Below are 17,084 nucleotides of genomic sequence, written 5' to 3'. Positions count from 1 at the left end.
CGTGGAACAGGCCGGTCAAGGCGCGCCAACGGGGCGGATCGAACCGCTTGTCTCGGTCATTGTCGCGACGCACAACCGCCCGGCGGTCCTGCGCCAGACGCTGAAGAGCCTCGTCGGTCAGACTCTGCAGGACTGGGAGGCCATAGTCGTTGGCGACGCCTGCCGGCCGGACACCGCGACAACGGTGGCCGCTTTCGGCGACGGCCGCATCTCCTATATCGATCTTCCCGTGAATTTTGGCGAGCAGTCGGGGCCGAACAATATCGGCTTTGCCAGAGCACGCGGCCGTTTCGTTGCCATATTGAACCATGACGATCTCTGGTTTCCCGACCATCTGACGTCCATGAGCGGCTGGATCGACGCCACCGGCGCCGATGTGGTGATCGCCCGAGGTGCAGTCATCGAGTCGTCCGCGAGCAGAGGTTCCAGGCATATGATCCTCGGGATGGGGCGGGACGGCTTCTATGACCCGGTTACCACCGTCGGATTCGGCTCCGCGCAAATGATACGTCGGACGTCGCTGGCAAGGCTTGGGCCATGGCGGCCGGCCAGCCAGTGCGTTTGCGAAAGTTCCCAGGACTGGCTGTTCCGTGCCTGGCGCAAGGGTGCGGTGATCGCGACAATGCCTCATCTGACCGTGCTCATGCTGCATTCGGGCAAGCGCGAGGGCAGCTATGCGCGGGACACGGCGCGGGAGCAGCAAGAACTGATGGACGCGATGAATACGCCTGACGCGTTGCGCGTGAGGATTCTCGGCAACGCCGAAGAACCTGCTCCCCTCAAGCGCTCCCGCTACCTTAAACGCAGGCTGCTGGCTGCCCTCGGCGTCCATCCGCGGGCGCGTTCCTTCCGCCGCCAGTTTCGCCGCGGCGCGTTCATGGCCATGCTGCGCCAGACACGCGGCTTGCCGCCGATGCCAGAGCGAGAACCGGACGCCGCCGCGTTGCTGGCCCGCTACAGCCATGGCAGCGAAAGGCCGGAAGCCAGTTAAGCGCCCTGGCGGGACGCAGAATGTGGTGCCGAAAAAAGCCCGCGGGATCGCTCCCGCGGGCTTTGTCCTGGAACAGTTGCCGCTATCAGCCGTGCGCGAGCACGGCGAGCAGAAGCAGCGCGACGATGTTGGTGATCTTGATCGCCGGGTTGACGGCCGGGCCGGCGGTATCCTTGTAGGGGTCGCCGACGGTGTCGCCGGTGACCGAGGCCTTGTGAGCCTCGGAGCCCTTCAGGTGCTTGACGCCGTCCTTGTCGGTGAAGCCGTCCTCGAACGACTTCTTGGCGTTGTCCCAGGCGCCGCCGCCGGAAGTCATCGAGATGGCGACGAAGAGGCCGTTGACGATGACGCCGAGCAGCGAGGCGCCGAGCGCCGCGAAGGCCGAGGCCTTGGAGCCGGAGATCAAGAGCACGCCGAAATAGACGACGAGCGGCGCAAGCACCGGCAGCAGCGACGGGACGATCATTTCCCGGATTGCCGCCCTGGTCAGAAGATCGACCGCGCGGGCATAGTTCGGCTTGGACGTGCCGGCCATGATGCCCTTGTCCTCGCGGAACTGCTTGCGCACTTCTTCGACGATGGAGCCCGCGGCGCGGCCGACGGCGGTCATCGCGATGCCGCCGAACAGATAGGGGATCAGGCCGCCGAAGATCAGGCCGGCGACGACATACGGATTGGAGAGGTCGAAGGAGATCTCGCCCATGCCCTGGAAGTAGGGGTACTTGTCGCCATTGGCGGCGAAGAACCGGAGATCGTTCGAGTAGGCCGCGAACAGCACCAGCGCGCCGAGGCCGGCCGAGCCGATGGCATAGCCCTTGGTGACCGCCTTGGTGGTGTTGCCGACCGCGTCGAGCGCGTCGGTCGAATGGCGCACTTCCTTGGGCAGGCCGGACATTTCGGCGATGCCGCCGGCATTGTCGGTGACCGGGCCGAAGGCGTCGAGCGCCACGATCATGCCGGCGAGGCCGAGCATGGTCGTGACGGCGATGGCTGTGCCGAACAGGCCGCCAAGCTGGTAGGTGGCAATGATGCCGCCGACGATGACAATGGCCGGCAGGGCGGTCGCCTCCAGCGAGACGGCGAGGCCCTGGATGACGTTGGTGCCGTGGCCGGTCACCGACGCCTGGGCGATCGAGTTCACCGGGCGCTTGTTGGTGCCTGTATAGTATTCGGTGATCACCACAATGAGACCGGTCACGGCCAAGCCGATCAACCCGCAGATGAACAGGTTCTTCCCTGTGATGGCGAGCCCGCCGACATTGCCGATCTCACCCCAGCCCAGTACCGCCGAGGTGGCAATGGCCAAGCCGACGATCGACAGCAGTCCGGTGACGATCAGGCCCTTATAGAGGGCGCCCATGATCGAGCCGTTCGAGCCCAGCTTGACGAAGAAGGTACCGACGATAGAGGTCAGGATGCAGGCGCCGCAGATGGCGAGCGGATAGAGCATTGCCGCACCCAGAACCGCCGTGCCGCCGAAGAAAATGGCGGCCAGAACCATGGTGGCGACAACCGTCACCGCGTAGGTCTCGAACAGGTCGGCGGCCATGCCGGCGCAGTCGCCGACATTGTCGCCGACATTGTCGGCGATGGTGGCGGGATTGCGTGGATCGTCTTCCGGAATGCCGGCCTCGACCTTGCCGACGAGATCGCCGCCGACATCCGCACCCTTGGTGAAGATGCCGCCGCCGAGACGGGCGAAGATCGAGATCAGCGATGCGCCGAAGCCGAGCGAAACCAGCGAGTCGATGACGACGCGGTCATTCGGCTGCAGGCCCATCGGGCCGGTCAGGATGGCGTAGTAGATCGAGACGCCGAGCAGCGCCAGGCCTGCGACCAGCAGGCCCGTGATGGCGCCGGATTTGAAGGCGATGTCGAGGCCGGCGGCCAGGCTGTTCGATGCGGCCTGCGCGGTGCGCACATTGGCGCGCACCGAAACATGCATGCCGATGAAGCCGGCGGCGCCCGAAAGCACGGCGCCGATCAGGAAGCCGATCGCGGAGGTGATCGAGAGCAGCCACCAAGCGAGCAGGAGCACGACAATGCCGACGACGGCGATGGTGGTGTACTGGCGCGCCAGATAGGCCTGGGCGCCTTCGCGGATGGCCGCGGAGATTTCCTGCATGCGCTGATTGCCCTGATCGGACGCAAGGACCGAACGTGTCGCCCAAATGGCGTACAGAACTGACAGCAAGCCGCAGGCGATGACGGCGGTAATGATGGTCATTGCCGGAGTTTCCTCGATTGTTGGCCCAAAAGAACCCCTCCCTGGGCCGTTGGAACGGAGATGGATGCCGCGCACGGATTCCACCCCTTCGTTGGCGTGTATGCGAAACAGGGCTCGGAACGTCAAGATATTGTTCGGTTTTTGCCCGGCTTTCGCCCAAAAGAGGACGGCGGCAACTTATGGGCGGACGCCACCGTCCTTTTAGATCGATTGAAATCACGCTGCGTAAATCAGGGCGCGCGCAAATCGCCGTCCGGCTGGATGACGAAAATCAGCACGGCGAGCATGGTCATGTAGAACATGAACGCCTTCTGTTGGCCGTTCCATATGCTCGACTGCCACATGGCGAACCATTCGCCGCCCACGACCATGAAGCCGAAATACCAGATCAGAAAGCCCATGGTGGCGGCGATGACGGCGAATTTCTTGGCGTCGTTGAAGTCCTGCCCGCTGGCTTTGCGCGTCCGCCACAGCGCCGAGGCGGCGATGAGGTAGAGCAGGCAGGTCAACGCCTCACCGAGGATGATCAGCCAGTAGCCGGCTGTCCACAGCGCCGGGTTGGTAATCGAGCGGTACATCAGGGCGTTGCCCGGAAAGGTCGTATCCATGCTCAGCACATGCTGGACAAAGGCGAAGTTTGAGCCGTAATCGGTGATGTTGCCGAAGGCGACCAGGAAGGCGAACGCCGCAAGACACAGACACATGACGATCTTGGAGAGACGCAAGGTCATGGCAAGAACTCCTGCTGAAAGGTCGGGGCATCGGGAAGATCAATCGCCGAGTCCCGAAGATCGCGCAACTGGTCGGCCGGTCATCATTACACTCACATCGGCGGCAAGCCGTTATGCCGGCAAGCATTCGATCGCCGGGATCTTGGCAGCGCTTCGTCTCGATAGCGATTGCGCGGTAGGTGATCTTGTTTCGCTGGAAGACACCGGCACCGGACACGACTTCGCCATCGTCCGTCGCCGCTGGATCGCCAGCGGAGCCGGCGCAACGCTCGAGCTGACGCTGGACCACCCTGCCCGCTCGTTCTGACCCAGAACCTCGCGGCTTACTCCGCTTCCTGGCCCATCCGCCGCGCGGCGTAGCGCTCGATTGCCGACAGCCCGTCATAGATCAGCACCGCGAGCGCCGCGACGATCAGGCCGCCCTGCAAAACGAAGGCAAGATTGTTCGAGATCAGGCCGGCGATGATCACCTCGCCCAACGTTTTGGCGGCAACGGTCGAACCGATGGTCGCGGTGGCAAGCCCGATGACCACCGAGAGCCGGATGCCGCCGAGGATCACCGGGGCGCTCAGCGGCAGTTCGACCTTCACCAGCCTTTGCCAGCCGGTCATGCCGGCGCCGCGCGCCGCTTCCATCACATTGCCGGGCAGCGTGGTGAGCGCCGTCAGCGCGTTTTCGAAGATCGGCAGCAGGCCGTAGAGGAAGAGCGCGATCAGCGTCGGCTTCTCGCCGAAACCCACGGCCGGCACCGCAAGCGCCAGCACGGCAACCGGCGGAAAGGTCTGGCCGATATTGACCAGGCTGCGCGACAAGGGCAGGAACTCGGCGCCGGCCGGCCTGGTGACCAGGATGGCCAGGGCCACCGCGACGATCGTCGCCGCCACCGTCGCGACCAAGACAGTGCGCAGATGCTGCAGGGTCAGCGTCAGCAGGCTGCCCTGGTTATAGATCGCCGGCGCACCGTTCTCGGTCAGCGGTTTCAGCAGCGGCTCGAACCAGTTCGGGCTGGTGATGAAGACCACCAGCAGCGCCAAAATGGCTAGTCTTAGCAGCGCGGGCAGCCAGGCCTTCATGCCGGCCTCGCCCGCTTCACCAGCCCTTCCATGGTGATGCGTCCGATGAGCTTGCCGTTGCCGTCCTTCACCGGCAGCGCCGGGCGACCCGACCACAGAAGTTCGGCCAAAGCGTCGCGCTGGCTGGCGTCGGCGGGGATCGCCTCGCCCTCCGCGCCGCCGGGCTCCACGGCATCGCGCGCGCGGCCGAGCGAAAGCAGCCGGAACGGCCGCTCGCTGGAGCCGACCAGGGTCTCGACGAAGCCATTTGCCGGCCTCGCCAGGATCTCCGCCGGTTTGGCGTATTGCAGCACCTTGCCGGCGTCCATGACGGCGATCTTGTCGCCCATATGCACCGCTTCCTCCATGTCGTGCGTGACCAGGATGATGGTGGTGCCGAAACGCTTCTGGATCGCCAGCAGATCCTCCTGCGCCTTGGTGCGTATGATCGGGTCCAGCGCCCCGAACGGTTCGTCCATCAAAAGCACATTGGGTTCCGCGGCGAGCGCGCGGGCAACGCCGACGCGCTGCTGCTGGCCGCCGGAGAGCTCATGGGGATAGCGCGGACCATAGGCCTGCGGATCAAGCTGGTAGAGCGTCATCAGTTCTTCGACGCGCGCCTTGATGCGGTCCTTGTCCCAACCGAGCAGCCGCGGCACCGTGGCGATGTTCTGCGCCACCGTGCGATGCGGGAACAGGCCATGGCCCTGGATAGCATAGCCGATGCTGCGGCGCAGCTCGTATCCAGGCAGCGAGCGATTGTCGGCGCCGTCGATCTTGATGACGCCGGAGGTCGGCTCGACCAGCCGGTTGATCATCCTGAGCAGCGTCGTCTTGCCGGATCCCGACGTGCCGACGATGGCCGCGATGGTGCGCGGCTCGATGACCATCGAAACATCGTCGACGACCGCCGTTCCGTTGTAGCGCTTGGTGATGCCTTGGATCTCGATCATTCGGAGTCCGTCCTGCACTTGGTGGAGGTCATTTCGATAATCGCGTCGAGGATGATGGCCGCGGCGAAGGCCAGCGCCACGGTCGGCACCGCGCCGAGAAGCACCAGGTCCATCGCCGTCTGGCCAATGCCCTGGAAGACGAACACGCCAAAGCCGCCGCCGCCGATCAGCGCCGCGATCGTGGCGAGGCCGATGTTCTGCACCAGAACGATGCGGATGCCGGTGAGGATTACCGGAAAGGCAAGCGGGAACTCGACATCGAGCAGACGCTGGCGATCGGTCATACCCATGCCGCGCGCGGCATCGTTGGCCGCGCGGGGTACACCAGCCAGCCCGACGACGGTGTTCGCCACAACCGGCAGCAGCGAATAGAGGAAGAGCGCCACAAAGGCGGGCGCGGTGCCGATGCCCCTAATGCCGATCGCTGCGGCACCCGGCACATGCAGAGCGACCCAGCCGAGCGGTGCGATCAGCAGACCGAAGAGCGCGATCGACGGAATGGTCTGGATGATGTTGAGCACATTGAGGACGCCATCCCGCAGCCGCTCGACGCGGTGGCAGAGAATACCGAGCGGCACTCCGACGACCACCGCCGCCGCCAGCGAGCCGAGCGCCAGCGTGACGTGCTTGGACGCTTCGGCCCAGAAACTATCGGCGCGGTTGGAATATTCCTTGAGGATGGAAAGACTGTCCCAAAGCCCCGACGCCAGCAACGCGCCGATGGCGAGCGCGGCGACGGCAAGAATGCCGATGCGCGCCAAAGGCGACAGGCTCAGCCTGGTCAGCACATCGGCCAGAAGCAAGGCGAAGGCAAAGATCAGCAGCCAGAAACCGGAGGCCGGCGCGATGCGGGCGAACGTGTTACCGTCGGGCGTCAGGAAACCGCCGGCGACGCCGATCAGGATCGCGAGAGCGACAAGCCCGACGATGCCGGTAGCGAGCCTCAGGACGAGCGGCGTCCTCAGCAGCGCGACCATGCCGCCGGCGATCACTATCGCCAGCAGCAGGATGCCGAGCGGAGACGGCAGGGCCTCGAGGATGGAGCGCGCCTGTCCGGGCACGATTCGGTTGGCGCGAAACGTAGCGAAGGGTGCCGCCAAGGCAGCGTAAGCGACGATCGCGGCGATAACGACGCCGAGCTTGTCGAAGCGCGGCGTCATCGAAGCCCCGCCCCACAGTCAGATGAAAGCTTTTCGTCTTTGGTGATTGGCGAAAGCCCAAGCGACATCCAATCTCCCCCCTTGCGGGGGGTGATCAGCAGTTCCGCCGACCGCACCGCTCCGGCTCGCATTTATATTCCGCGATCTACTTCAAGAACCCGTTCTTCTTCAAAAAGTCCTCGGCCACCCCCTTCGCAGGCTCACCACCCACTTGCACGCGGCCGTTGAGCTGCTGCAGCGTGGTCAGGTCGAGCTTGGCGAAGACCGGCTTCAGCAGCGTCTCGATCTCGGGATGTTCCTTCAGCACCTTCTCGCGGATGATCGGTGCCGGCTGGTAGACGGGCTGCACGTTCTTGTCGTCCTGGAGAACGACAAGGCCGGAGGGCTGGATGCCGCCATCGGTGCCGTAAACCATGGCGGCGTTGGCGCCGTTGGTCTGGTTGGCGGCAGCCGCGATGGTCGCCGCGGTGTCGCCGCCGGAGAGCGTGATCAGCTGGTCGGGCTTCAACGTAAAGCCGTATGTGGTCTGGAAGGCCGGGAGCGCCGCCGCAGAATTGACGAACTCGGCGGAGGCCGCGAGCACAACCTTGCCGCCGCCCGAGACGTATTTGCCGAAGTCCGTCAAGGTGACGAGCTTGTTCTCGTCGGCCACTTCCTTGCGCAACGCGATCGCCCAGGTGTTGTTGGCCGGCGATGGCGACAGCCAGACGATCTTGTTGGCGTCATAGTCGAGCTTCTTGGCGGTTTCGTAAGCCTTGGCGGCATCCTTCCAGACCGGATCGTCGGCCTTCTGGAAGAAGAAGGCGGCGTTGCCGGTGTATTCGGGATAGATGTCGATCTCGCCGGCGATGATCGCCTCGCGCACCACGGGCGTCGCGCCGAGCTGGATGCGGTCGGTGGTCTTGATGTTGTTGGCGTTGAGCACGAGCTGAATGATGTTGCCCAGCACGCCGCCTTCGGTATCGATCTTCGAGGAGACAACCACCTGGGCGCTGGCCGAGGCAGTGGCAAGGCCGAGCGCGATGGCTGCTACGGCGAGCTTTCCGATTGAAAACATTGTGAAATCCCTTGCTATGAACCGATTGACCGGTGGCTGCATATGAGCACGGTTATAATGGGCAGTCGGGGTACACGGTTTCATAACCAAGGGGAAAGGCGCAATAATTTTGTTCGATCCGACAAAAGCGCTGTTCCACCCGACATAGCGCAATGCCGACCTAAGGCCGGCTGGCGGCTTGTCCTGTTCTGCGGAATATTAGGAAAGGCGGGTCGGCGGCCAAAACAGGAGTGTGTCATGGCCAAACATAAAGTCGGCTACCTCATCGGCAGCCTTGCCAAGGGCTCCATCAACCGCAAGCTTGCGAAGGCCCTCGTGAAACTGGCGCCGCCCGAACTTGAAATGACGGAAATCTCCTTCAAGGACCTGCCGCTCTACAGCTACGACTATGATGCCAACTTTCCGCCGGTCGCATTGGAGTTCAAGAAGGCCATCGGGTCTGTCCAGGCGGTGCTTTTCGTCACGCCGGAGTACAACCGATCCATTCCCGGCGGCCTCAAGAATGCGATCGACTGGGCCAGTCGCCCCTACGGCAAGAACTCTTTTGCCCGCAAACCGACTGCCGTCATCGGAACGTCACCCGGCGCGATCGCGACCGCCGTCGCCCAGCAGAGCCTGCGCAGCGTGCTCAGCTTCTGCAACGCACCGCAGATGAATTCGCCCGAAGCCTACATTCAATTCACTCCGGGATTGATCACCGATGATGGCGAGGTGACGGTGGAGTCAACAAAGACATTCCTGCGCAACTATATGCAGGAGTTCCACATGTTCATCGCGCGGGTCCTGCAGGTGCTCCCGCCGGATGCCTGACGCTGGTCGTTGCAGGCAGGTTGTTCAAGTGGCCGGAAAGAGCTGGTCGGGCGCCTTCTTCAGAATTTGGGAACGCCCACGAACTTCAACGTGCCGAGCGCGAGGAAGCAAAGCAGTACGACCGGGAAGACGATCCAGTTCAACATGGTCCAGCCCCAGGCATTGTAGATCGCGCCCGACATCAGCGAGGCAAAGGCGACGGAGCCGAACAGAACGAAGTCGTGGAAGCCCTGGACCTTGCTCTTCTCGGAGGGCCGATAGCTGGCGGCGACCATCGCCGTGGCGCCGATAAAACCGAAATTCCAGCCGAGCCCGAGCAGGATCAGCGCGGTCCAGAACTGCCACAGAGCCAGTCCGGAAAGCGCCACGGCGGCGCAGCCGATCAACAGGATAAGGCCAGTGGCGACGATGCGCTCGGCGCCGAAGCGATGAATCAAAGCGCCGGTGAAGAAGCTTGGCCCGAACATGGCCATGACGTGCCAGGAAATGCCGAGCGTGGCATTGTCCTCCGACAGGCCGCAGCCGACCATGGCGAGCGGCGCGCCCGTCATGACGAAGCTCATCAGCGCGTAGCTGCCGACGGTGCAGAAAAGTGCAGCGACGAAGCGCGGCTGAGTGACGATTTCAATCAGCGGGCGGGCATCGCTTGCGGCGGTCTCCGTGACGGCCTTGGCCCTTGAAGACACACGCAGGAACGACAGGATGACCGCGCCAACCGCTGCCAGGGGCAGGATCGAGGCGAAGGACCCCGCGAACATGACCGGGGCCAGCAATTCGCGCGTGTAAATGACGATCTGCGGCCCGAGGACGGCTGTGATGATGCCGCCGGCCAGCACGAAGGAGATGGCGCGTGCCTTGAATTCGGGCGGCGCGTTGTCGGCGGCGGCGAAGCGGAACTGCTGGACAAAGGCGCCGCCGACCCCGATGACGCAGAGGCCGAAGGCGAACAGCCAAAAGCTCGACTGGAAGAGCGCGAGGGTCGAGATCAGGCCGCCAAGCGCGGTGACCACGGTGCCGGTCATGAAGCCGCCGCGATGGCCGAGGCTGCGGATGATGGCGGCGGCCGGCAACGCTCCGAGCGCCACGCCGATGTTGAAACCCGTGATCGGAGCCGTCGCCAGCGACTTGTCGGGACCGAGCAGGTATTGACCGGCGAGCGCGCCGAGCGAAATGGCGATCGGAGCGGCCGAACCGACGATCGCCTGCGCGGCGGCGAGCAGGATAGCAGTGCGTCGCCCTTCCCTGCCGGCCTCGGCGACCGCCGCCGTCGCGGTTGTCACGAAGCGTCCTTGCCACGTCCCTCGCCGCGTACCCGGCGCGAGACGCGATCAAGGACGGCGTTGACCAGCTTCGGCTCGTCTTCCTCGTAGAACGCCTTGGCGATATCGACATATTCGGACACGATGACGGCGACCGGCACGTCCTCGCGCTTCATCAGCTCATAGACGCCGGCGCGCAGGATGGCGCGCAGCGTCGAATCCAGCCGCGACAGCGGCCAGTCCTCGGTCAGCGCCTGGCGGATAACGGGATCGATGGTCTTCTGGTTCTCGACGACGCCGGTCAGGATGGCGCGGAACCATTGCGCGTCCGCCTCGCGATAGAGCGCGCCATCGACTTCCTTGCCGAGACGGAAGGTTTCGTATTCGGCCGTGATCTCGAAGACGCCGCTGCCGGCCACGTCCATCTGATAGAGCGCCTGGACGGCGGCAAGACGGGCGGCCCCACGTTTGTTGGCGTGGCGCATCGCTCCGGTCGAGGCAGGCTCGGTCACGATCGGGCTCCGAATTTCTCTTTGAGCGCGATCATGGTCAGCGCCGCGCGCGCGGCGAAGCCGCCCTTGTCGCCTTCCGTCTTTCGTGCGCGCGTCCACGCCTGCGCGTCGTTCTCGGTGGTCAGGATGCCGTTGCCGATCGCGATCGCCTCCTGCACCGAAAGGTCCATCAGCGCGCGGCTCGATTCATTGGCGACGATGTCGAAATGATAGGTGTCGCCGCGGATGACGGTGCCGAGCGCGACGAAGCCGTCATACTGCGTGCCGCCTTCGGCGGCGCCATCGAGCGCGAAGGTGATAACGGCCGGTATTTCGAGCGAACCGGGAACCGTCACCACGTCATAGGTGGCGCCGGCCTCATCGAGCGCGCCTGTCGCGCCTTGCAGAAGCGCGTCGGCAAGGTCATCGTGGAAGCGCGCTTCGACGATGAGCAGATGCGCTTTCGCCTTCGGGCGAATGAACGCTTTGCCGTGTTGGGATGTGCCAGCCATAAAAGTCTCCGGGGGTTGCCGGTGACTTAGGCCGAAGCCGGATTGATCGCAAGCACAAGATTGCCGAACCGACACTGCCGCCGCGTCTCTCGACAGGTTCAGACCCCGCGCAGCACGATCTATCGGAACTTTCTTTGGCTAAGCAGGCGCAGCCTCGAGGATCGAGATCGCTGCGCGGGTGCCGATCACCCGTTCGAGCTTCAGTCCCGCGCTCTCGAACAGGTTGGCGTATTGTGCCTCGGTCCGCTCAAGGCCGCCGGTGACCGCGAGCATGACCACATCGATGGCCTTGATCTGATCCGGCTCGTCGCCCGGAGGCACGAGTGTTTCGGCCACGAGCACCCTGCCATGGCCTGGCATGGCCTCGCGGCAACGTCGCAGGATCAGCCCCGCACGTTCATCGTTCCAGTCGTGGATGACCTTCTTGATCACATAGATATCGCCAGATGGGACATTCTCGAAGAAGTCGCCCGCGACGAAGTCGGTGCGCGGCAGATCGCCGCCCGCGCCCCGGCGCGCCGCCGCCACCCCGGACGGCAGATCGAGCAGAACGCCGCTCAAATGGGGATTGCGGGCGAGGATAGCCGAGAGAAGCTGCCCATGTCCGCCGCCGACATCGACGACCCGTGTGTATCGGCTGAAATCATAGGCGTCGGCGATCGCCTCGTTGGTGCCTTGGCTCAACGCGACCATGGCGCGTTGAAACAGGGCGGCCTGTTCCGGGTGGGCCGAAAGCCAATCGAATCTCGGGCTTCCGAATACCTTGTCGAAGGCCGGCTTTCCGGTGCGGACGGAATGCAGAAGCTGCTCGAAGGCGAGGTAAGCCTCGCTGTTGATCATCCGGATGAAATCGCGTGGCCCGGGCCGATCGGAACGAAGCGCCGCGCCGACCTCCGTCAAGGCAAAATGACGAGGGCGATTTTCAGTGAAGACCCCCTCCGGTGCCAGAAGCCGCATCACGCGGTAGAGCGGCTCCGCATCCGCCTTCGAGGCGGCAGCCAAGTCTTCAACCGACTGCTCGCCGGAAACCAGAAGATCGGGAATGCCGAGTTCGATAATGACGCGCAGCGCCTGCGACACCGCAAATCCGAAGCCGAGCTTCGCTGCTTGTTGCGATGGGCTGCTCATGGCTTTCCCCTCCACCAGGGGAAAGCTTACGTGGGGTCTGGGCAGAAGTGAAGCGGGAAGCCGTTCTGAACGGCGCTGCCCTCACGACCTGCTTTGGTCGTCGCCTCGCCGGACCGTGTTCAAAGCCCTTCTTTCGCCGCCTCCGTCAGGCGCGCTGCGTAGCGGGCCATGGTGTCGATCTCGATGTTGACGCGGTCGCCGGCCTGGCGCTCGCCCCAGGTCGTGACGCTCAGCGAGTGATGGATGAGAAGCACGTCGAAGCGGGTGCCTTCGACCTTGTTGACGGTGAGAGAGGTGCCGTCGAGCGCGACCGATCCCTTAGGCGCGATGAATTTTGCCAGATGGCGCGGCGCTTCCAGCGTGAAGCGCACGGCATCGCCCTCCTCTTTACGCTCGACGATCTCGGCGGTGCCGTCGACATGGCCGGAGACGATGTGACCGCCGAGCTCGTCGCCGATCTTCAGCGCGCGTTCGAGATTGATCCGGGTCCCGGATTTCCAGCTCGAAGCGGTGGTCAGCCTCAGTGCTTCCTCCCAGGCCTCGACCTCGAACCAGCGCGCATTCGAGCCGTGTTCCGAGAGCGCCGTGACGGTGAGGCAGACGCCGCCGCAGGAAATCGAAGCGCCGATTGCGATCGTTTCTGGATCATAGGCGGTGTCGATGCGCAAGCCGACCCCTTCGGCCAACGGCTTTACCGAAGCGACAGTGCCCACGTCCGTGACAATTCCGGTAAACATCAGGGAGTGTCTTTCGTTTTGACCATGATCTGATCCAACAACCGGTTCCCGCTTCTTGGGGTCATGGTCTTACCCACTCGGCGTAATTGTCCTCGCCGAAGCGCATGTCGCGCAGTTTGCGAAATCCAGCCGGGATATGGTCGGCGTCGATGGGCGATGCAATACCGTCTTCGCCAATGGCGTCCGGACCTTGGAAAAGGACAATGCGGTCGACAAGGTCTTCCTTGAGGAAGGCCTTGGCCACCTTGGCGCCGCCCTCGACCAAGACGCTTGCCATGCCAAGCGCGGCAAGGTCTTCCAGCAATTCCGGCAAGGCCACTTCGCTCTGATATGTTTCGGTGCCGATGAAGCGCACGCCTGCGCGCTCGAGGGCCGCGCGCCGATGCGGGTCGGCCTCCAGACAAGCGGCGACATAGAGCGGCACGCGGTCGACGCCTGAAACAAGCTTCGATGTTTCAGGCAGCCGGATCTGCCGATCGAGGATGATGCGCGCCGGCGAGCGGTTCTCCAGTCCCGGCAGGCGCACGGTCAGCGCCGGATCATCCTCCAGCACGGTGCCGATGCCGACCAGGATGGCGTCTGCCTCGGCGCGCATCAGATAAACATCGCGGCGCGCGATCTCGCCGGTGATGGCAACCTGGCCGGCGCCTTTGCGACCGATCTTGCCGTCGCTCGAAAGCGCAAGCTTCAGAGTTACTTCCGGGCGCTTCTTCAGAGAGCGAGTCAGATAGCCGGCCATCTGCTCGGCGGCCTCGGTGGCCAGCACCTTCTCAACCACCTCGACACCGGCGGCGCGCAGGATGGCGTAGCCCTTGCCGGAGACGCGCGGATCGGGATCGCTGGCCGCGCCAACGACGCGCGCGACACCGGCATTGACCAGCGCGTTGGCGCAAGGCGGCGTGCGGCCGTGATGGGCGCAAGGCTCCAGAGTAACGTAAGCTGTGGCACCACGCGCGAGGTCTCCGGCCTCGGCCAGCGCCTCGGTCTCGGCATGCGGGCGCCCGCCCACGGCCGTCACGCCAGTGCCGACGATCATCGGGCCGGCACCGTCGTCGCGCACGATGATGGTGCCCACGGAAGGGTTGGTGGAGGTGCGGCCGGCATTGCGGCGCGACAGCCTGATGGCCGCGGCCATGAAACGGCGATCAAGGGCCGCCTGCGCGGCCTCATCCAGTCGCGGTCCCACCATGATCAGCCGGCGTCCTCTTCGCTCTTTTCCTCGTCGCCCTTCAATTCGCCCAAGAGCTCGTGAAAATCCCTGGCCTCGCGGAAATTGCGATAGACCGAGGCGAAGCGGACATAGGCGACGTCATCCAGCGATTTCAGCGCCTCCATGACCAGCCGGCCGACCTCGCCCGACGCAATTTCGGTCTCGCCGGAGCTTTCGAGCTGGCGCACGATGCCGGTAACGGCGCGGTCGATGCGCTCGGGGTCGACATTGCGCTTGCGCACGGCGATCTCGACGGAGCGCAGCAGCTTGTCGCGGTCGAAAGGCACCTTGCGGCCAGACTTCTTGATAACGACGAGGTCACGCAATTGGACGCGCTCGAAAGTGGTGAAGCGGCCGCCGCAATCGGGGCACACCCGCCGCCTGCGGATCGCCGCGCCGTCTTCAGCGGGACGCGAATCCTTCACCTGCGTATCTTCGGACTGGCAATAGGGACAGCGCATGGAGAGCCTTGGGTTCGCGATTCAGGCATGATCCCGAAAGCTGCAGACTTTTCGGAGAAGATCATGTTTCAAAAACAAAATCTTAGAGTGAGAAGGCGATTCAAGGAAGCGTCATCTCACTCTGGTCGGCGAAGGCTTAGAGCCTTTTATGCCTCAGAGATAGCGAGGCAGGAGCAAGATTGCCAGCACCCCTGCCCGCCGGCGGGGCAAGTGTCAGGGCGCGACGTCCTTAGTCGAAAAGCCGCAGGACGTGCCGAGATTGCGATAGGCCTTGGTGAAGCCGTCCATCGGAATGCTCGCGACGGTCTGCTTACCGAAGACCACATCGAGCGAGGTCACCTTGCGCATGGCGCGCAGCAAAGCAAGGCTGGTCTTGGCATCGCTGTCGACCATCCAACTGGGACGACCGCCTGCGGCCGCGTTGGAGCTTACGGTCGCGGCAACCTTCACGCCGGGGTCGCCGAAGGTCGCGGCGATCTTGTTGCCGGTCGGCAGGGTCTTGTTGTCGATAATGAACATGATGGCCGGATACGCGTCCGGCGGCAGCGCGTCGCCGGTCGAGATCGACAGCGTCAGGGAGCCCGCATTGCCGGTGCCGTCGAGGAAAGCCGTCGAGGCAGCGCAGGTCTTGTGCGCGTCCTGCCCGGTATCGAGCGTATCGATGATGGTGGTCCATTTGCCGAAGGTATTGGTGGCCGGCAAATCGGCGTTCGTCTGCTCCTGGGCGACCGCGCCGGAAGCAGACAGCGAGCCGAACAGGGCCAAGGCGGCAAGGCGGGAAGTGCGCATCATCGAGTCTCCGGTAAGCCGCGCCGCCGGATCGTAAGCGGCGCGAAGCGCAAGGATAAAAGATGACACGCGGTGCCCGGTCAACCGAGGGCGGCCAGCCGGCGGAAGAATCAACCGAGGTAAGGATAGAGCGGGAAGCGGTCGGTCAGCGCAGTGACCTTGGCCTTCACCGCGGCCTCGACCGCCGCATTGCCCTCATCGGAATTCGCCACCTTCAGCCCGTCCAGCACCTCGGCAATCAGCTTGCCGATCTCGCGGAATTCGGCCTGGCCGAAACCGCGCGTGGTGCCGGCCGGCGTGCCGAGGCGCACGCCCGAGGTGACGAACGGCTTTTCCGGATCGAACGGGATGCCGTTCTTGTTGCAGGTGATGTTGGCGCGGCCGAGAGCCGCCTCGGCGCGCTTGCCGGTGGCGTTCTTCGGGCGCAGGTCGACCAGCATCAGATGGTTGTCGGTGCCGCCCGAGACGATGTCGAGGCCGGTCTCCTGCAGACTGGAGGCGAGCGCCTTGGCGTTGGCGACGATGCTTTCGGCATAGACCTTGAAGCTCGGTTTCAGGGCCTCGCCGAGCGCCACCGCCTTGGCGGCGATGACATGCATCAGCGGGCCGCCCTGCAAGCCCGGGAACACCGCCGAATTCATCTTCTTGGCGATTTCCTCGTCGTTGCACAGGATCATGCCGCCGCGCGGACCGCGCAGCGACTTGTGCGTCGTCGTGGTCACGACATGAGCATGAGGCAGCGGCGACGGGTGCATACCGCCAGCAACCAGACCCGCTATATGCGCCATGTCGACCATGAGATAGGCGCCGATCGAATCGGCGATCTCGCGGAAACGCTTCCAGTCCCAGATGCGCGAATAGGCGGTGCCGCCGGCGAGGATCAGCTTCGGCTTCGTCTCATGCGCGTTCTTCTCGATGGCATCCATGTCGAGGAGATGATCGTCCTTGCGCACGCCGTAGGAGACGACCTTGAACCACTTGCCGCTCATATTGACCGGGGAACCGTGGGTGAGATGGCCGCCCGAATTGAGGTCCAGGCCCATGAAGGTGTCGCCCGGCTGCAGCAACGCAAGGAACACCGCCTGGTTCATCTGGCTGCCCGAATTCGGCTGAACATTGGCGAAGTTGCAGCCGAACAGCCTTTTGGCGCGCTCGATGGCCAGTTCCTCGGCCACGTCGACGAACTGGCAGCCGCCATAGTAGCGCTTGCCCGGATAGCCCTCGGCATATTTGTTGGTCATGATCGAGCCCTGCGCTTCGAGCACGGCGCGCGATACGATGTTTTCCGATGCGATCAGCTCGATCTCATGACGCTGGCGACCGAGCTCGTTGCGGATGGCGCCGAAGATTTCCGGATCGGCGTCGGCAAGCGTGGTCTCAAAGAAGGATTCGAATGTGCTGGAGGCTGCCGCGGCATTTGACATGGCTTGCTTTCCCTTGGGGCCGGAGGTCTGCGAGGTCGCCGCGCCATTAACACAGTTGTTTTCGGGCCGCCACGTTTGCGGCGCGAAATTTG

Annotated in this window: 17 protein-coding genes and 1 pseudogene; 3 read left to right on the top strand and 15 right to left on the bottom strand. The window is 64.1% G+C overall.

Going from position 1 to position 17,084, the window contains the following annotated elements; translation table 11 throughout:
• The first annotated feature begins 1 nt into the window (after position 1).
• Complete coding sequence (locus tag ACVMIM_RS19730; RefSeq protein ID WP_476114032.1) at positions 2–991, top strand: glycosyltransferase family 2 protein; 990 nt, start codon at positions 2–4, stop codon at positions 989–991.
• Positions 992–1,076: 85 nt separating this feature from the next.
• On the opposite strand, the gene ACVMIM_RS19725 is transcribed toward ACVMIM_RS19730, so the two are convergent.
• Positions 1,077–3,218, bottom strand: coding sequence for a sodium-translocating pyrophosphatase (locus ACVMIM_RS19725; protein WP_040999916.1), 2,142 nt, complete (start codon positions 3,216–3,218; stop codon positions 1,077–1,079).
• A gap of 230 nt (positions 3,219–3,448) precedes the next feature.
• A complete protein-coding gene (locus ACVMIM_RS19720) occupies positions 3,449–3,949 on the bottom strand; it encodes a DUF2165 family protein (RefSeq protein ID WP_040999917.1) in 501 nt (166 codons plus the stop codon).
• Between ACVMIM_RS19720 and ACVMIM_RS19715 the strand changes: the two genes are divergently transcribed.
• Positions 3,921–4,256: a hypothetical protein gene (locus tag ACVMIM_RS19715; protein ID WP_476114030.1), complete on the top strand. Its 336-nt coding sequence runs from the start codon at positions 3,921–3,923 to the stop codon at positions 4,254–4,256. The genes ACVMIM_RS19720 and ACVMIM_RS19715 overlap by 29 nt on opposite strands.
• Before the next feature lie 16 nt (positions 4,257–4,272).
• Here ACVMIM_RS19715 and ACVMIM_RS19710 read toward each other — a convergent pair whose 3' ends face one another.
• The 4 genes and pseudogenes from ACVMIM_RS19710 to osmF all read right to left on the bottom strand — a co-directional run.
• Positions 4,273–5,022 (bottom strand): ABC transporter permease, encoded by a 750-nt coding sequence (locus tag ACVMIM_RS19710; RefSeq protein ID WP_476114029.1) that lies wholly within the window; start codon positions 5,020–5,022, stop codon positions 4,273–4,275.
• Positions 5,019–5,954, bottom strand: coding sequence for an ABC transporter ATP-binding protein (locus ACVMIM_RS19705; protein ID WP_476114027.1), 936 nt, complete (start codon positions 5,952–5,954; stop codon positions 5,019–5,021). The genes ACVMIM_RS19710 and ACVMIM_RS19705 overlap by 4 nt, the downstream gene beginning before the upstream one ends.
• Positions 5,951–7,114, bottom strand: a complete 1,164-nt coding sequence (locus ACVMIM_RS19700; RefSeq protein ID WP_476114026.1) for an ABC transporter permease — start codon at positions 7,112–7,114, stop codon at positions 5,951–5,953. Before ACVMIM_RS19700 ends, ACVMIM_RS19705 begins: the two co-directional genes overlap by 4 nt.
• A 145-nt stretch (positions 7,115–7,259) precedes the next feature.
• A pseudogene (osmF, locus tag ACVMIM_RS19695) lies at positions 7,260–8,111 on the bottom strand (glycine betaine ABC transporter substrate-binding protein OsmF); the annotation flags it as partial.
• A gap of 297 nt (positions 8,112–8,408) precedes the next feature.
• On the opposite strand from osmF, the gene ACVMIM_RS19690 reads away from it, so the two are divergent.
• Complete coding sequence (locus ACVMIM_RS19690) at positions 8,409–8,981, top strand: NADPH-dependent FMN reductase (RefSeq protein ID WP_476114024.1); 573 nt, start codon at positions 8,409–8,411, stop codon at positions 8,979–8,981.
• Positions 8,982–9,040: 59 nt separating this feature from the next.
• Here the strand turns inward: ACVMIM_RS19690 and ACVMIM_RS19685 are convergent, their stop codons facing one another.
• From ACVMIM_RS19685 to glyA, 9 genes are all read right to left on the bottom strand, one after another.
• Complete coding sequence (locus ACVMIM_RS19685; RefSeq protein WP_476114023.1) at positions 9,041–10,261, bottom strand: MFS transporter; 1,221 nt, start codon at positions 10,259–10,261, stop codon at positions 9,041–9,043.
• Positions 10,258–10,752 (bottom strand): transcription antitermination factor NusB, encoded by a 495-nt coding sequence (nusB, locus tag ACVMIM_RS19680; protein ID WP_476114022.1) that lies wholly within the window; start codon positions 10,750–10,752, stop codon positions 10,258–10,260. Before nusB ends, ACVMIM_RS19685 begins: the two co-directional genes overlap by 4 nt.
• Complete coding sequence (ribH, locus tag ACVMIM_RS19675; RefSeq protein ID WP_476114021.1) at positions 10,749–11,243, bottom strand: 6,7-dimethyl-8-ribityllumazine synthase; 495 nt, start codon at positions 11,241–11,243, stop codon at positions 10,749–10,751. The genes nusB and ribH overlap by 4 nt, the downstream gene beginning before the upstream one ends.
• Before the next feature lie 138 nt (positions 11,244–11,381).
• Positions 11,382–12,386, bottom strand: coding sequence for a methyltransferase (locus tag ACVMIM_RS19670; protein WP_476114019.1), 1,005 nt, complete (start codon positions 12,384–12,386; stop codon positions 11,382–11,384).
• Positions 12,387–12,490: 104 nt separating this feature from the next.
• Entirely contained in the window at positions 12,491–13,108 is a 618-nt protein-coding gene (locus ACVMIM_RS19665) for a riboflavin synthase (protein ID WP_476114018.1), read from the bottom strand.
• Between the two features lie 61 nt (positions 13,109–13,169).
• Positions 13,170–14,297 (bottom strand): bifunctional diaminohydroxyphosphoribosylaminopyrimidine deaminase/5-amino-6-(5-phosphoribosylamino)uracil reductase RibD, encoded by a 1,128-nt coding sequence (gene ribD / locus ACVMIM_RS19660; RefSeq protein WP_476114016.1) that lies wholly within the window; start codon positions 14,295–14,297, stop codon positions 13,170–13,172.
• Between the two features lie 2 nt (positions 14,298–14,299).
• Entirely contained in the window at positions 14,300–14,779 is a 480-nt protein-coding gene (gene nrdR, locus ACVMIM_RS19655; RefSeq protein WP_040999929.1) for a transcriptional regulator NrdR, read from the bottom strand.
• A 213-nt stretch (positions 14,780–14,992) separates the two neighbouring features.
• The gene (locus tag ACVMIM_RS19650) at positions 14,993–15,568 is read right to left on the bottom strand and encodes an invasion associated locus B family protein (RefSeq protein ID WP_476117302.1); all 576 of its coding nucleotides are present in this window, start codon (positions 15,566–15,568) and stop codon (positions 14,993–14,995) included.
• Between the two features lie 110 nt (positions 15,569–15,678).
• Positions 15,679–16,992 (bottom strand): serine hydroxymethyltransferase, encoded by a 1,314-nt coding sequence (glyA, locus tag ACVMIM_RS19645; protein ID WP_476114014.1) that lies wholly within the window; start codon positions 16,990–16,992, stop codon positions 15,679–15,681.
• Positions 16,993–17,084: the final 92 nt, after the last annotated feature.

This window comes from Mesorhizobium sp. USDA 4413, from assembly GCF_056280365.1.
Note: the sequence above shows the minus strand (reverse complement) of the source record. Positions and strands in the feature narration are given on the sequence as shown.

Coding starts and splice junctions, on each gene's coding strand:
- ACVMIM_RS19725 (WP_040999916.1), bottom strand. CDS start 3,218: ATGACCATCATTACCGCCGTCATCGCCTGCGGCTTGCTGTCAGTTCTG.
- ACVMIM_RS19715 (WP_476114030.1), top strand. CDS start 3,921: ATGACGATCTTGGAGAGACGCAAGGTCATGGCAAGAACTCCTGCTGAA.
- ACVMIM_RS19720 (WP_040999917.1), bottom strand. CDS start 3,949: ATGACCTTGCGTCTCTCCAAGATCGTCATGTGTCTGTGTCTTGCGGCG.
- ACVMIM_RS19710 (WP_476114029.1), bottom strand. CDS start 5,022: ATGAAGGCCTGGCTGCCCGCGCTGCTAAGACTAGCCATTTTGGCGCTG.
- ACVMIM_RS19705 (WP_476114027.1), bottom strand. CDS start 5,954: ATGATCGAGATCCAAGGCATCACCAAGCGCTACAACGGAACGGCGGTC.
- ACVMIM_RS19700 (WP_476114026.1), bottom strand. CDS start 7,114: ATGACGCCGCGCTTCGACAAGCTCGGCGTCGTTATCGCCGCGATCGTC.
- ACVMIM_RS19690 (WP_476114024.1), top strand. CDS start 8,409: ATGGCCAAACATAAAGTCGGCTACCTCATCGGCAGCCTTGCCAAGGGC.
- ribH (WP_476114021.1), bottom strand. CDS start 11,243: ATGGCTGGCACATCCCAACACGGCAAAGCGTTCATTCGCCCGAAGGCG.
- ACVMIM_RS19665 (WP_476114018.1), bottom strand. CDS start 13,108: ATGTTTACCGGAATTGTCACGGACGTGGGCACTGTCGCTTCGGTAAAG.
- ribD (WP_476114016.1), bottom strand. CDS start 14,297: ATGGTGGGACCGCGACTGGATGAGGCCGCGCAGGCGGCCCTTGATCGC.
- nrdR (WP_040999929.1), bottom strand. CDS start 14,779: ATGCGCTGTCCCTATTGCCAGTCCGAAGATACGCAGGTGAAGGATTCG.
- ACVMIM_RS19650 (WP_476117302.1), bottom strand. CDS start 15,568: ATGCGCACTTCCCGCCTTGCCGCCTTGGCCCTGTTCGGCTCGCTGTCT.
- glyA (WP_476114014.1), bottom strand. CDS start 16,992: ATGTCAAATGCCGCGGCAGCCTCCAGCACATTCGAATCCTTCTTTGAG.